Genomic DNA, 14,926 nt, shown 5'->3' on the forward strand with positions numbered 1-14,926 from the left:
GCGCCTGCTTGCCCGCGGACTGGCCGGCCTTGTTGGCGCCGTCGTCGGTCTTGGCAGCGGTCTTGGCCGGTGCGGATGCGGACGCTGGAGCGGATGCCGATGCGGACACTGGCGCCTTGCCGGTGCCGGCGGCCGCCGCACCCTGTGCACCCTGCGCACCCTGCACGCCATCCGAGGCCTGCCGCGGAATCGGCGCGATTTCCACGCGGCGGTTCCTGGAGCGGCCATCCTCGTCGTCGTTCGACGCCACCGGCTGCTCCGCGCCGAAGGCGGCGGCGAAGACGAGGGTGCGCGGCACGCCGGCATCGATCAGCGCGCGCGTGACCGTCAACGCGCGCTGCGCGGACAGCTCCAGGTTGTCGGCAAAGCGCCGATTGCCTTCACGTATCTGCTGGTTGTCGGTAAAGCCGCTGACCATGAGAATCTCGGCATGGTTGCGCAAATAGGTCGTCAGCGGCAACACCAGGCTTTGCAGCACCTCGCGTCCCTCGGGCTGCAACTGGTCCGAGTTCAGCGCGAACAGCACGCTGCCGCTGATGCCGATGCGGCCGTTGACCAGCGTGATGCGGCCCTGCGCCAGCGGCACGGCCAAGGCTTCCTCCAGCGTCTCGCGGCGCTGCGTTTCTTCCTGGCGCTGCTTGACCTCCTCCTGCAGCTTGGTGCTCAGGTCCAGCTGCATGCCGATCACACCCAGCAGCACCAGGACGAAGGCCCCCAGCAAGACCGACATCAGGTCGCCGAAGACGGCCCAGGCCGGTGCGGAAGTCTCGACGCCGGCGTCGATATCGTCGCTCATGCCGCCTCGGTACCGTTATCCGCCCGCGCGGCAGCCAGCTGTTGCAGGTCTTCGATGATCTGCTTCTGCGACATCACGCTGAGGTCGACCACTTCGCGCGCCTGCGCCACGTAGTAGGCCAATTGTTCATCGCTGCGCGCCAGCGACTTGTCCAGCGCGGCCTCGATGCGCTGCAACTGCTCCACCAGGGCGCCGTTGGATTGCCCGAACAGCTGCACGGCGGCGCCGAAGGCCTCGCCCATGCTGCCGATCTCCGCCGCGCTGGCGGTGACCTGGGCGGCGATGCCGGCCAGCTTGCCCGTCTCGGCCTCGACATGGCCGGCGAGCTTGCCCGTTTCCTCCTCGACGCGCGCCGTGAGGGCCGTGGTCTGGTTCTCCACGTGCGTGGTGAAACCGACGCCTATTTCCTGCAGCAATTCGGCGGAGCGGGTGACGAGCGCATCGACCGCGCCGCGCTGCTCGGTGGCCGCATGGTTGACGGCATCCAGCAGCGTGGACACGGTTTCCAGCAGGCGGCCGCGCTCTTCCAGCATCGCGTTGTCGCGCTCCATGCTGGCGGAAAGGTTGTCGCGCAGCTCCGCGATCACCGTGGCCGCGGCGCGCGGCGCCTCGGCGGCCGCTTGCAGCAGGCTGGCGATCTCGGCGACGGTGTCGCGCGCCTGGTCTTCCGCCTGCGCGGCCATGTCGCGCGCGGCCTGGGCCAGGGTATCGCTGATCTCCTCGGCCCGCGTGGCGGCGCGCCGTTCGATCTTGTCGAGCTGCTCCTGCAATTCGGCGGTCATGCCGGCGAGCGCCTCGCGCCATGCCTCCAGGCGCTGCTGCTCCTCGGCGGCGGCGGCGGCGCGGGCTTGGGACTGGTCCTGGGCCAGGGTCCGCAGCAGCGCCTCGGCACGCTGGGCGCCGGCCTGCGCCTGCGTGTCCAGGGCGCTTTGCCAGGCCTGCGTGACGCCGGACGTGGCGCTCTCCAGATGCAGCGCGACTTCGCCCAGCAGGCGTTCGGTACGTTCCTCGAACGCCGCGGCATAACGGTCCAGCGTCGCGCCCAGCGCCTGCGCCAGCTGCTCGCTGTCCTGCCGGTGCTGCGCCAGCGCATCGGTCCACACCTTGGAAACATCGCCCGTGGTGGTTTCGAAATGCGCGGCGAGGCCGGCCAGTTGTTCGCGCACCGAGTCGGTGACGGTGGCGCGCCAGGTCGCGGTTTCGTTGGCCAGGCCGTCCAGCGTCGCGCGCACGGCCGGCTGGATCGCCTCGCCCGCGATGCGGGCGCTGATGCCGATATTTTCCTGCAAGGTCTGCCGAACCGTCGCGGCCAGGTCCTCGTAGGCGGTAGCGGAGCGTTCGTGCAAGGCTTGCTGGCTGGCGGCAAGGCGCTCGGCCAACGACTGCTGGTGTTGCTCCAGGCGCTGGTGCAAGGCCTCCTGGCCGGTCGTCAGTTGCCCGGCCAGCGCTTGCTGCCCGCCGGTCAACGCGCCGTTGAGGGTTTCGTAGCTGGCGGCGAGGCGCGCGTCGAGGTCCGCCTGGCTCGCGACCAGTTTGTCGGCCAACGCCGCGTGGCTCGATGTGAGCTTTTCGCTCAAGGCGGCGTGGTTGGCCGCCAGCTTGTCATTCAGTTCGGCCTGGCCCGACACGTAGCGGTCGTTCAGCGTGGCATGGCCATGGACCAGTTTCTCGGCAAGCGCGGCCTGGCCCGTGACCAGCTCGCCCCGCAAGTTATCGAAGCCCGCGCGGATGTGATCGTTCAGTTCGGCCTGGTTGCCCGTCAGCGCCGCATGCAGGTCCGCATGGCGGCCGGCCAGCCGGTTTTCCATGGCCTCGATCTGCACACCGTGGCGCTCGGCCTGTTCGGCCTGTCCCTGGACCAGGGCGGCGCGCAGGGCTTCGTGGCGGCTGTCGAGTTGCTGGTTCAACGCGCCATGATCGGCGGCCAGCCGTTCGTGCAGCGCTTCGTGGCCGCGGCCCAGGCGCTGGTCCAGGGCCTCGAAGCCATCGCCCACCCTGGCGCCCAGGTCCGCGAGGCTGGCGCCCGTGGCGCGGCCAAGTTCGTCCAGCCGTCCCCCGACGCGTTCGGTCAGGTCGTCCAGGCGGCTGCCCACGCGCTCGCTGAGGCCGTCGAAGTTGCCGCCCAGGTCGGCGCCCAGGGTCGCCAGGCTGCCGCCCAACTGCTTGCTCAGGGATTCGAAATCGCCGGCGATGCGGGTATTGAGCGTGTCCAGGCCACCGCCGACGCGATCGCCCAGGGCATCAAGGCCGCCGCCCAGGCGTTCGGCCAGCGTGTCCAGGCTCCCGCCCAGGCGGGCGGCCAGGGCCTCCTGGTTCGCGGCCAGGCCTTGCTGCAAGGAGGCCTGGGCGGCGCCCAGGCGCTCGCTCAGCGCCTGGTGGTCGCCGACGAGCCGCGCGGACAGCGCCTCATGGTTGCCCGCCAGCCGGGCGTTCAGGTCCGCATGGTCGGCCGACAGGCGCTCGGTCAGCGTCCTGCTCTGCGCCTCCACCGACTGCGCCACGGCTTGCAGGCGCTCGACCAGGGCCGGCATCAGTTCGGCCTGGCGCTGCATCAGGCGGAAGGCTTCCTCGCGCTGGTGCTGGCGCGTGTGGCCGCCCATGGTCAGGGCGATGCGGCTGTCCAGCTCTTGCGAGACCAGGATGCGGTCGCGCCGCGCCAGCGCGGCCAGCAGGCCCAGCGCCGCCGAGGTGGCCACGCCGGCCACCGACGTGCCGAAGGCGAATCCCAGGCCCTTGATGGGCGCGGCCAGCGAAGCGCGTATGCCTTGCAGGTCCGACGCCGCTTCCAGCGCCCCGCCGGTGCCGCGCAAGGTCGCCACCATGCCCAGGAAGGTGCCCAGCATGCCCAGCAGGACCAGCAGGCCCACCAGGTAGGGGGTCAGCGATGGGCCGGGCAGCGCGACGCGTTCGCCGTCCATGCGCAGCCGTACCGCGTTGCGCAGGCTGGGATGCAGGCGTTCGAGCCAGGCGCCGGTGTCGGCCGGCGGGCTGGCCAGGTCGGCCACGCCGCGCGCCAGCGTTCCGGTCGCGCGCTGGTAGCGCTGTAATTCCAGCACGCCTCCCAGGTAGAAGGCGGCGATCAGCAGGGTGACCACCAGGGCCAGGGTGTTGGTATTGGCATAACCCGCGCCCACCCAGCCGACAACGGCCAGACCGGCCAGGAACACAACGAAGTTGATCAGGTATTTGGACATAGTGTCCCGTTATCAGGCGCGAAAGGCGGAAAGCAGCCCTTCGACCGGTTGTAAACGAAGCGCCAATTCGGCGTGCATGACGGCGCGCATGTCCCTGCGAAACGCATCCAGCCAGGCACCCGCGCGCACGGGCGCCGGACGCTGGGCGGCCTCCGCCTCGGCGAGCGCGGTCTGCTCCTGCTGGCGCAGGTCCCGATAGCGCGTTTCCAGCAGGCCCGGCACGCCGGCCAGCAGATTATGCTCGCGCGCGCCCAGCACCCTTTCCATGACGGCGTCCAGCACCGCCAGGCGGGTCATATCGGCCGCGCTGGCGGCAAGCATGGTGCGCAGGCGCACGCGCAGGCTGCCGATGGCGTTTTCCATCGTCTGCTGCAGCGTCAGGTAGCGCTGGCGGTAAATGGAGAAATCCGTCGGCTCTTCCACCTGGACGCCGCGTCCCGTGGGCGAGGCGCGCCGTCGAGGCGTAAAAACCCCCTCGATGGACTTCTCCAGGTAAGCACGAACGTCGGCACAGGCGCGCGTTTCTTCGCCATCCTCGCCACGCGCGCTGGTCGGCACCGCGGGCGGGTTGCCATCCAGGGCCGCCGACAGCGCAATGGCGTCGGTCCAGGCCAGCCAGGAGCCCAGCCGGTCAGTGGGCGACTGCCCCGGCGGGGTCGCCTCGATGTCCGTCAAACGCGCGAGCAGGCGGATGAGCGCCGGGCCGCTGAGACCTGTGCGCCGTGGTTGTTGCCCCATAGCACCCGAGTCAAAAAGCCAGAAGTGTAGCAGGGGCGGCTTCCCGCGGCGGCCCCGGGAGCTCAGGTGCGCGCAGGTGAAATGTGTGCGTGGGTGACGGGGTCCGTCCCGGGGCCGGCCCGAGTGAATGAGCATTTTCCCATCGATAAGCTTCTCAGTCATTTGATAAGATTCTGAGAAGATTATGAGAGATCCCTGCTAATAGAGAATCTCGTTAATTCCTCATCATCCTTTAATCTCATCGCGTACTGATACGATTATGATAAGATTTTGATAAGATTAATCATGGTTAGGACATGCGTTGGGCAACCCTCTTTCCTCAGTCATCCTGGAGTACGTCGTTCACGAGCAACGGGCAGGTTCGCCCGGAGTGCCCGCCCGAGCCATCCAGGCCCACAGCGGCCACTCCAGGCCGACCGTCAATCGGGCACTGGCATCCCTGGTAGCGGCAGGCGACCTGGAACGGCAAGGTGCCGGACGGTCCGTGACCTATTGCGTGCCGCTCTCCCGACCGCGGGCGGGGGCTGGCGCCGCCGTGCCGGATGCGCGTGGCGTAGCGTTCGCCTCGCCCGCGTGGAGCGCTGCGGGACGGCACCTCATCTCCGCACTGGCAGCCCCCATGGGCACGCGCCACCCTGTTTCCTACCAACGCACTTTTGTCGACCGCTATCAGCCCAATGCTTCCAGCCTGCTGCCCGGCACGCTCGCGGCGGAGCTCCACGGCCTCGGCAAATCGAAAGACCAGCAACCCGCCGGCACCTATGCCCGCAAGGTGCTGGAGCAGTTGCTCATCGATCTGTCCTGGTATTCGTCCCGGCTCGAAGGAAACCGCATCAGCCTGCTGGATACACGAGCGCTGTTCGAAAAGGGCCGCTCCGAGAGCGATGACCGAGACGCCACGATGCTGCTCAATCACAAGGACGCCATCGAGTTCATGGTCGACGCAGTGCCCACCGAGGGCATCACGCCCCCCGTGTTGCGAAACTTGCAGAGCCTGCTCATGCGTGACCTGCTGCCTGACTCAGCCGACCTCGGGGCCATCCGGCAGAAAATCGTCAACATCCAGGATACGGTCTATGTACCGAGCCAGGTTCCCCACCTGCTGGAAGAAACGCTGCGTGCAATCGTCGACAAGGCGCGAGCTATCCACAATCCGGTCGAGGCTGCATTCTTCCTGTGGGTCCATCTTGCGTACCTACAGCCCTTCGTTGACGGCAACAAGCGCACTAGTCGTCTGGCCGCCAACATGCCGCTCATGCTGGCGAACTGTTCGCCGCTATCCTTTCTGGATGTGGGACGGACTGACTACGCGCTGGCGATGCTGGGCATCTACGAACGGCTTGATGTGACCCTAGCGGTCGAACTCTTCGACTGGACCTACCGCCGCTCCATCGCCAAGTACCAGGCGATCATCGAATCCATGGGCGGACCAGATCCATTGCGGGTTCGCTACCGGGAACAACTCGGCGAGGCGATTCAGCAAATCGTCCACTTCGGGAGGAGCCTCGAGTCTGCCGTGCAAGCTCTTCATGTCGCGGAGACGGATGCGGCTGCATTTCGCGCCATGCTCAATACCGAACTGACGCACCTCGAATCCTATAACTGCGCCCGTTACCGGCTGCCCATCGGCAAGACGCAGGCGTGGATAGACCGTGGGCGCCCGCATTAGCCCCCGAGCGCCCCGGAGACGAGGCGGCCGCGGGGACGCGGCCAGATGGGACGGGCAATGCCCGCGCCGCGCCCGTCACCGCATCTGCAGGATGATCACCTCGCTGCTGGCCGGATCGGTCCGGTCCCGCAGGTCCTTGACCGCGGACTGCGCCACGGCGCCGCCCTGGTTGCCCCAGGCGGTGCGCACGAACGTCAGCACGTCGGCGATTTCCTTGTCGGACAGCTGGTTACGGAACGGCGGCATGCGGTAGGCATCCGGCGTGCCATTCGCGACGACGCGCCCCGAGCCGTTCAGGGTGATGTTGATGCTGGACGCGTTTTCCTTGCTCATGGACGACACCGCGCCCGCCAGCGGCGGGATCCACGGCGCCTGGCCGCGACCGTCGATACCGTGGCAGGCGCTGCAACGCGCCGCGAAGGTCTGCGCGCCGGGCACCTTCAGCCGCTCGCCGACGGCCAGCGACGCGGTCGAGGACGCATCGTACTTCCATGGCGGCCCGTCGCGTTCCGGCGCGCCCGGCAAGGATTTCAGGTAGTGCGCGATGGCCTTCAGGTCCTCGTCGGACATGAACTGCGTCGAGTTGTTGACCACGTCAGTCATCGAGCCGTACACCACGGCGTGCCGGTTGCGCCCCGTCTTCAGGAACTGCTGGACATCCTCCTCGCTCCAGCGCCCCAGGCCGGTGTTCGGATCGTTGCGCAGGCTGGGCGCGTACCAGCCGTCCAGCAAGGCGCCCGACACGTAGAGCGGGCTGCTCTCGTCGAACGCCCGCTCGTTCATCGCGAACCCGCGCGGCGTATGGCAGCTGCCGCAATGGCCGGCCGCCTGCACCAGGTACGCGCCCCGGTTCCACAGCGTGCCCTTGTCGGCATCCTGGACGGGCGCGGGAGGCGGCTTGGGCCGGTACGTCTCCGACGGCGCGAAGACCGCATTCCACACCGCCAGCGGCCACCGCATGTTCAGCGGCCATTCGATGCCGCCGGGGCGATTTTCCCGATGGGCAGGCTGCACGCCATGCATGAAATAGGCATAAAGCGCCTGCACATCGTCGTCGCTGAGCTTCACGTACGACGGATACGGCATGGCGGGATACAGGCGGTGGCCGTCGCGCGCCACGCCGTGGCGCATGGCCCGGTCGAAATCGGCCAGGCTGTACGCGCCTATGCCCGTCGTCTTGTCCGGCGTGATGTTGGTGGTGTAGATCGTTCCCAAGGGCGTTGCCATCGCCAGCCCCCCGCTGAACGGCGCTGCGTCGGGCACGCTATGGCAGGCCACGCAATCGCTGGCCCGGGCCACGTATTCGCCGCGCTGGATCAGGCGCGCGGAAGCGGTGTCGACGTCGGTCTTGCCATCGAAAGGGGATGCCGGCGTGTGCGCCACGTAGGCGGCGCCCGCGACGACCGCCAGGACGGCTATCGCCGCCACCGTGGCCAGCTTGCGGCCGAACCGTTTTTTCTTCATATGTTGTCGCTATTCCCGGATGCGGGGGGGGGGGGTCAGGCCTTGAAGGTGAATTTCGACAATGGCATGCTGCGGATGCGCTGACCCGTCAGCGTGGAAACCGCATTGGCCACGGCCGGCGGGATGGCCGGCAGCGGCGGTTCGCCGATGCCGCCCATCTTCTCCCCGCTTTCGACGATGCGCACGTGCACGCGCGCCATGCGGCCGGGCGGCAGGATGGGGTACATGTCGTAGTTGCGCGCCACCGGCTTGCCTTGTTCGTAGACCGCCTGCTCCAGCAGCACCTGGGACAAGCCCAGCGCCACGGCGCCGCTGACCTGGTGCTCGATGATGGCTGGATTCACGATGGAGCCGGGATCGATGGCTTGCCAGACATCATGCACCACCACCTGGCCGTCCTTGCCGATGGACACTTCCGCGATGGCCGCGGCCTGCGATCCGAAGGGCGACGCCATTGCGACGCCACGCGCGCGCCGCGTCCCGTCCTCGGCCACATAAGGGCCGCGCTTCCATCCGCCTGACAACTCGCCCACCGATTGCAGGAGCCGGGTGAGACGCTGGTTGCCTTCCAGCAATTTCATGCGCAGGGCGTAGGGGTCCTGTCCGCCCTTGTCGGCAAGCTCGTCGAGGAACGTTTCATAGAAGAAATCGTTCATGGAATTGCCCACCGACCGCCAGTACCCCAGCATCATCGGCGTCTTCACATACAGCTGCGCGATACGCCGGTTGGCAATGGCGTATGACTTGCCCGCCAGCCCTTCCACCGCCGAGGGGTCGTGCTTGTCGGCCTTCTTGTTGGCGATGCCTTCGGTGGGGCCTTCCGTGGCGCTCACCGCCTCCAGCGCCACCGGCATGCCCGCCGCGTCCAGCGCGGCGCGGAAGCGGACCGCTGCCATGGGACGGCAGACGTCGCGCAGGAACTCCTCCTCGCGGCTCCAGATGACCTTGACCGGCCGCCCGACCGCCTTCGCCAGCGCGATCGCCTGCGGGAAGGGATTGGCGGTGTCGTAGAGAAAATGGCGGCCGAAGAAGCCACCCAGCAGCGGCGAATGCACGGTGATCTGCTTGGGATCCAGTCCCGTGCGCCTGGCGATGTCGGCCAGGAAAATGTCCTGCGCCTGGTTGGGTATCCACAGCTCCAGCGAGCCGTCCGGATTGAAACGCGCCAGGGTGGACGGCGGTTCGAGCTGCGCATGGCGCAAATACTGGCTGTCGTAGGTCGCGCTGACCACGGTCTTGGCGTTCTTGAAAGCCGCCTCGACGTCGCCTTGCTTCTCCGCGTCGACGCCCTGCCCCGACTGGCCGGCCAGGCTGTCGCGGAACGCGGCCGTCGAGAAGTCGGCGGGCATGACGCGCAAGGTCGAATCGGCCGCCGCCTCGCGCCAATCGACCTGCACGGCTTCCACCGCGCGCTTGGCGTCCCACCAGCGCTGCGCGACCACCGCCACCGCGCCCGGCAGCACGTGGACGGAATGCACGCCCGGCATGGCCTTGACCTGGTCTTCGTTGCGCAAGGCGCCGGCCGTCATGCCCAGCCGGGGCGCATGCTGCACGGCCGCGTGCAGCATGCCGTCGACGCGCATGTCGATGGCGTAGAGCGCCTTGCCCGTCGACTTGTCGCGCACGTCCACCCGCTGCACCGGTTTGCCTATCCAGCGAAATTGCGCGGGGTCCCGCAGCGTCACGCTGTTCGGATCGGGCACCGGCAGGTCCATGGCAGCCGTGGCCAGTTCGCCGTAGGCCAGGGACCGGCCGCTGGCGGCGTGCACCACACGGCCCGGCTGCGTGGTGAGCTCGGTCGCCGGGATGTCCAGGCGATTGGCGGCGGCCTGCAACAGCATCGCGCGCGCCAGGGCGCCCAGGCGGCGCATGTTCGCGTAGCCGAAGCGCACCGACGAACTGCCGCCGGTGATGCGTCGGCCGCTGTCCATGACGACGTAGTCGCTGCCGGGCGGCGCGCATTCCACGATGAAGGTGGCGGGATCGGCGTCCAGTTCCTCGCCCACGATTTGCGCCATGGCGGTGTAGACGCCCTGGCCGCCTTCGGCGAAGGCGCTTTGCAGGCGGATGGTGTTGTCGGGCCGGATCTCCAGGAAGGCCGGTACCTTGGTCGCCCGGGCCGGCGCGGCGGCGGCTGCCTGGGCGCGCGCGGTGCCGACGGGCAGGCCGAAACCGAGCACGAAGGCGCCCGCCGCGGTGCCGGCCGAGGCCAGCAGGAAGCGGCGGCGGGAGATATTCGTGGGTTGCGCCAACGGGAAAGCATCGTCCGCGCCGGCGGGATCGGAGAGATGGTCCATTACACGTTCTCCTGCTTGGCGGCGGAGACGGCGGCCGTCTTGCCGGCCGGGCCGGCCAGTTCATGCACCGCCGCGTTGATCGCGTTGTACGTGCCGCAGCGGCACAGGTTGACCATCGCGGCCGCGATCTCCTCGTTGGTCGGATTGGGGACCTGCTTGAGCAGCGCCGTCGCGGCCATGACCTGGCCGGATTGGCAGTAGCCGCACTGCGGGACCTGGTGCTTGATCCAGGCGGCGACGACGCGCTTGCCGACGCTATCGTCCTCGATCGCTTCTATGGTCGTGATGTGCTTGCCGGCCATGCCGTCGACGGGCGTCACACAGGAACGCATCGCCACCCCGTCGACCATCACCGTACAGGCGCCGCATTGGGCCAGGCCGCAGCCGTACTTGGTGCCCGTCATGCCCAGTTCGTCGCGGATCACCCACAGCAAGGGCGTATCGGCGCTGGAATGTACCTGATGCATCTTGCCGTTGATTTCGAGTTCCATGGCTCTTTCCTCGTTGCCGTGAGGACGGGCTGGACCTGGCGTGAAAACAACGGTCGCGCACCGCCGATCGCGGGAACCATATCACGCTGGCAAGGGGGTGGGTTCGAAAAAATTCGCCTTGCTGGAAGGGGGTGGGGACGGGCCGGCCGCGTGGGCTGGAGAAAAAGGCAAACGGGATTCGGAGGAGGCGGGACGGTGAGTGGGCTGCGCTACAGTGAGCCGGGATATTGCGCCTTTACCTGATCGATATATCTGTTTGGATACAGCGTATTTGCGGAATAAGGTTAGGCAAATTTTTTGTGTGGATTTTCTTACAAGATTTTCTTGATGCCAGCCGGCTATGGGCCTGCTCCCCCTGACGGGGGAGCAGGTTGTCCGTGGAAGAAACCGCACCCCGTTGGAGCGCGGCTGCTTGCGGTGGCCAAGGACGGTGGCCTGGGGAGCCCGGCACCACTGTGTCCGGGCAAGGCGCGCCGGCGTTCAGCGCACCAGGCAAGGACGCTTGTTGTCGAACTTCCATCCCGGCACCAGGAACTGCATGGCCATGGCGTCGTCGCGCGCGCCCAGGGCGTATTGCAGGTACAGCTGGTGCGCCTGCTCCACCGCGTCCATGTCCAGCTCGATGCCCAGGCCGCCGCTGGAAGGCAGCTGGACATAGCCATTCTCGATGCGCAAGGGATTGCGCGTCAGCTGCTGCCCATCCTGCCAGATCCAGTGCGTATCGATCGCCGTCACGCGGCCCGGCGCGGCAGCGCCCACGTGCGTGAACATCGCCAGCGAGACATCGAAATGGTTGTTCGAATGCGAGCCCCAGGTCAGCCCGAAGGCCTGGCAGGTCTGCGCCACGCGCACCGATCCCTGCAAGGTCCAGAAATGCGGATCGGCCAACGGGATATCGACCGACTGCAAGGACAGGGCATGCGCCATTTCGCGCCAGTCCGTGGCGACCATGTTCGTGGCCGTGGGCAGCCCGGTGGCGCGGCGGAATTCGGCCATGACCTCGCGGCCCGAGTACACGCCCTCCGCGCCGCAGGGATCTTCCGCATAGGCCATCACGCCATGCAGGTCGCGGCACAGGCGCACGGCATCCCGCAGCAGCCAGCCGCCATTGGGATCCAGCGTGATGCGGGCGCGCGGGAAGCGTTCGTGCAGCGCGCGGATGGCCTCGACCTCCTCCTCGCCGCTCAACACCCCGCCCTTGAGCTTGAAGTCCTCGAAACCGTAGCGCGCATAGGCCGCTTCGGCCAGCTTGACGATGGCCTGCGGCGTCAACGCCTCTTCGTGGCGCAGCCGCAGCCAATCGTCCTGCGCCTCCGGCGCGCTCTGGTAAGGCAGATTGGTCTTGCGCCGGTCGCCCACGTAGAAGAGATAGCCCAGCATCTGCACCGACGTGCGCTGCACGCCCTCGCCCAGCAGCGCCGCCACCGGCACGTCGAGGAACTGTCCCAGCAGGTCCAGCAGCGCCGATTCGGCCGCCGTCACCGCGTGGATGGTCACGCGCAGGTCGAAGGTCTGCTGGCCTCGACCGGCGCTGTCGCGCCCGCCGAACTGGCGCCGCATATCGTTCAGCACGGCCTGGTAGTCCCCCAGGGCCCGACCGAGGATGAGCGGACGCGCGTCTTCCAGCGTGGCGCGGATCTTCTCTCCCCCGGGCACTTCGCCCACGCCCTGGCGCCCCGAACTGTCGGTCAGGATCAACAGGTTGCGCGTGAAGAAAGGCGCATGCGCGCCGCTCAGGTTGAGCAGCATGGAGTCGTGACCGGCGACCGGCACGACGCGCACGTCGGTAATGACGGGCGTGCGACCCGGGGGTTGGTGGGGAGAGCAAACGGACATGATCGGATTCCGGCGAGAGGATGACGGTAAGGGCGGTGCAATGCTGGCGGTGGAATGCTTACTGCAACGTGATGTGGCCCGCCTCGATGACCTGCTTCCAGCGCGCGCTTTCCTTGGCTTGGAACCGCGCGAAATCGTCCGGCGAGCTGGCCACCACTTCCAGGCCGACATCGGTAAAGGGCTTGCTGACGGCGGGATCCTTCACCGCGTCGATCAGCGCATCGCTGATCTGCTTCTTCAGGTCGGCCGGCAGCCCCTTGGGCGCGACGATGGCCTGCCATGCATAGACCTCCAGGCCGGGCATCTTCAGTTCATCGAAGGTCGGCACGTCGGGCAGCACCGGCGAACGCCTGGAGCCCGTGATCGCGACGGCCTTGAGCTTGCCGGCCTTGATATGCGCCAGCACCGCGTTGAGGTTCTGGAAAGACATGTCGACCTGGCCGCCCAGCAAGTCCGAGATCGCCGGCGCGCCGCCCTTGTAGGGCACGTGCAGGCCCTTGGTTCCCGTCTTCTGCCAGAACAGTTCAGCGGTCAGGTGGTCGGACGAACCCGCGCCCGAGGTGGCGAAACTGATCTCGCCCGGCTTGGCCTTGAGCAGCGCCAGCACGTCCTGGATGGAATTGATCCTGGGCGCCAGCTTGGGGCTCACCACCAGCACGTTGGGCGTCTGCACCGCCACGCTCAGGTACGTGAAGTCCTTGTCGGGGTTGTAGGGAATACTGGGCATCAGGTGCTGCGCCACCACCAGCGGCGCCAGCGAGGACACCATCAAGGTATAGCCGTCCGGCGCCGAGCGCGCGACGAAGGAAGCGCCTATGGTGCCGGTGGCGCCGGCCTTGTTCTCGATCACGAAGGACTGCTTGAACTTGTCCCCCAGCTTGTTGAAGACCGCGCGGGCCACGGCATCGGTGGCGCCGCCCGGTGGGAAGGGAACCACTACGTTGACGGTTTTGTCGGGCCACGCGGCATGGGCCGCCGAGGACAGCGCCGCCGCGGCGCAAAGGCCCAGCGAGAGGATGCATTTCAACGCCTTGGACTTCATACGGGATGTCTCCTGGAATAAATCTTCTTAGATGTCTGGCGACACGTTCATGCGACGCTCATGACGCCGTTGATGACGTCGTCGATGCCGAAGCCAGCGCCGATGTGACTGTCGATGTCAATGTCGATGTCAATGTCGATGTTAACGTTAACATGTCGCTATCGCCGTAGTATTGAGCCTCTCGCCCGGGAAATACACCAGGGAATACCCTTAGCCGCCCCAAGCGGGGTTACGTCGCACGACGCGTCTCGATCCGTGTAACCTGCCGAGCCGCCCTACCCGATACCCATGACCGCTACTTCCGACCCCTCTCGCCATCCCGGCCGCGCCCAGGACAAGGGCGGCGTCACGCTGCGGGAAGTGGCGCGCGCCGCCAACGTGTCGATGATCACGGTGTCGCGCGCCATCAACAATCCGCGCCAGGTATCGGCGATCACGCTGGAAAAAGTCAACGCCGCCATCCAGGCGCTGGGCTACGTGCCCAATCTCATGGCGGGCGGCCTGCGTTCGTCGCGCAGCTATCTGGTGATGGCCCTGGTGCCCACCATCGCGGGTTCGCTGTTCAGCGGCATGCTGCAGGCCCTGACCGTATCCCTGGAAGCCAAGGGCTACCAGTTGATGGTGGGCCAGATCGGCTATGAACCGGACGACGAAACATCGCGCGAGGATGCGTTGCTGCGCGCCATCATCGGCCGGCGACCCGACGGCATCGTACTGACCGGCATCATGCACTCGGCGCAAGGCCGCCAGTTGCTGAAGTCCTCCGGCATCCCCGTGGTGGAAACCTGGGACAGCACGCCCACGCCCATCGACATGCTGCTCAGCCTGTCGCACGACGCCATCGGCCGCGCGGTCTGCGACTACCTGCATGCGGCCGGCAAATCGCGCTGCGCCATTCTCACCGGCGACGACGAACGCGCGCGGCGCCGCGCCGCGGGCTACCGTCGGCGCGCGCGCGAGCTGGGCCTGCCGGAACCCCTGGTGCATCCCGTGCCCGCGCCCACCACGCATGCGGACGGGCGTGCCGGCCTGCGCGCCGTGCTGGCCAGGGACCCGTCGATACAGGCGGTCTTCTGCACATCGGACATGATGGCCATCGGCGTCATTACCGAAGCCGTGGCGCGCGGACTGTCCCTTCCCGGCCAGCTGGCGGTGATGGGCTTCGGCGACATGGATATCGCCGCCTCGATGACGCCCAGCCTGACCACCGTGCGCGTCGACGGCGCCGCCATCGGCGCCACCGCGGCCGAGATGATCGCCACGCGCGCCAACGGCCGCGCGCCGCCGCAAGCGGTGGTCGACATCGGCTTCAGCATCGTCAGGCGGGACAGCGCCTGAACGGCGCCTCTGCCTCCGCGCAGCCCGGGAAGAAACCCGAACCCATGGGCGGGCGACGCCG

9 protein-coding genes and 1 pseudogene are annotated in these 14,926 nt (G+C 67.6%); 2 read left to right on the forward strand and 8 right to left on the reverse strand.

Annotated features, from left to right (window positions below; all coding sequences use genetic code 11):
• Window positions 1–163: 163 nt before the first annotated feature.
• From C7R54_RS22290 to C7R54_RS22300, 3 genes and pseudogenes are all read right to left on the reverse strand, one after another.
• A pseudogene (locus C7R54_RS22290) lies at window positions 164–796 on the reverse strand (OmpA family protein); the annotation flags it as partial.
• On the reverse strand, window positions 793–3,990 hold the full coding sequence (locus tag C7R54_RS22295; protein WP_129152670.1) for a DUF802 domain-containing protein: 3,198 nt from the start codon (window positions 3,988–3,990) through the stop codon (window positions 793–795). The pseudogene C7R54_RS22290 and the gene C7R54_RS22295, both read right to left, overlap by 4 nt.
• A gap of 12 nt (window positions 3,991–4,002) precedes the next feature.
• A complete protein-coding gene (locus C7R54_RS22300; RefSeq protein ID WP_129152671.1) occupies window positions 4,003–4,728 on the reverse strand; it encodes a DUF3348 domain-containing protein in 726 nt (241 codons plus the stop codon).
• Between the two features lie 619 nt (window positions 4,729–5,347).
• On the opposite strand from C7R54_RS22300, the gene C7R54_RS22305 reads away from it, so the two are divergent.
• Complete coding sequence (locus C7R54_RS22305) at window positions 5,348–6,397, forward strand: Fic family protein (protein ID WP_192903722.1); 1,050 nt, start codon at window positions 5,348–5,350, stop codon at window positions 6,395–6,397.
• A gap of 75 nt (window positions 6,398–6,472) precedes the next feature.
• Here C7R54_RS22305 and C7R54_RS22310 read toward each other — a convergent pair whose 3' ends face one another.
• From C7R54_RS22310 to C7R54_RS22330, 5 genes are all read right to left on the reverse strand, one after another.
• Window positions 6,473–7,861: a c-type cytochrome gene (locus tag C7R54_RS22310; protein ID WP_129152673.1), complete on the reverse strand. Its 1,389-nt coding sequence runs from the start codon at window positions 7,859–7,861 to the stop codon at window positions 6,473–6,475.
• Between the two features lie 35 nt (window positions 7,862–7,896).
• A complete protein-coding gene (locus C7R54_RS22315) occupies window positions 7,897–10,158 on the reverse strand; it encodes a xanthine dehydrogenase family protein molybdopterin-binding subunit (protein WP_129152675.1) in 2,262 nt (753 codons plus the stop codon).
• Complete coding sequence (locus C7R54_RS22320) at window positions 10,158–10,649, reverse strand: (2Fe-2S)-binding protein (RefSeq protein ID WP_129152677.1); 492 nt, start codon at window positions 10,647–10,649, stop codon at window positions 10,158–10,160. Before C7R54_RS22320 ends, C7R54_RS22315 begins: the two co-directional genes overlap by 1 nt.
• A gap of 480 nt (window positions 10,650–11,129) precedes the next feature.
• Window positions 11,130–12,485: a glucarate dehydratase gene (gudD, locus tag C7R54_RS22325; RefSeq protein WP_129152680.1), complete on the reverse strand. Its 1,356-nt coding sequence runs from the start codon at window positions 12,483–12,485 to the stop codon at window positions 11,130–11,132.
• A 58-nt stretch (window positions 12,486–12,543) separates the two neighbouring features.
• On the reverse strand, window positions 12,544–13,527 hold the full coding sequence (locus tag C7R54_RS22330) for a Bug family tripartite tricarboxylate transporter substrate binding protein (protein ID WP_129152682.1): 984 nt from the start codon (window positions 13,525–13,527) through the stop codon (window positions 12,544–12,546).
• Window positions 13,528–13,815: 288 nt separating this feature from the next.
• Here C7R54_RS22330 and C7R54_RS22335 point away from each other — a divergent pair, with 288 nt between their 5' ends.
• Window positions 13,816–14,865 (forward strand): LacI family DNA-binding transcriptional regulator, encoded by a 1,050-nt coding sequence (locus C7R54_RS22335; protein ID WP_129152684.1) that lies wholly within the window; start codon window positions 13,816–13,818, stop codon window positions 14,863–14,865.
• Window positions 14,866–14,926 lie beyond the last annotated feature (61 nt).

This window comes from Achromobacter aloeverae, assembly GCF_004121055.1.
GTDB classification, from domain to species: domain Bacteria; phylum Pseudomonadota; class Gammaproteobacteria; order Burkholderiales; family Burkholderiaceae_B; genus Bordetella_C; species Bordetella_C aloeverae.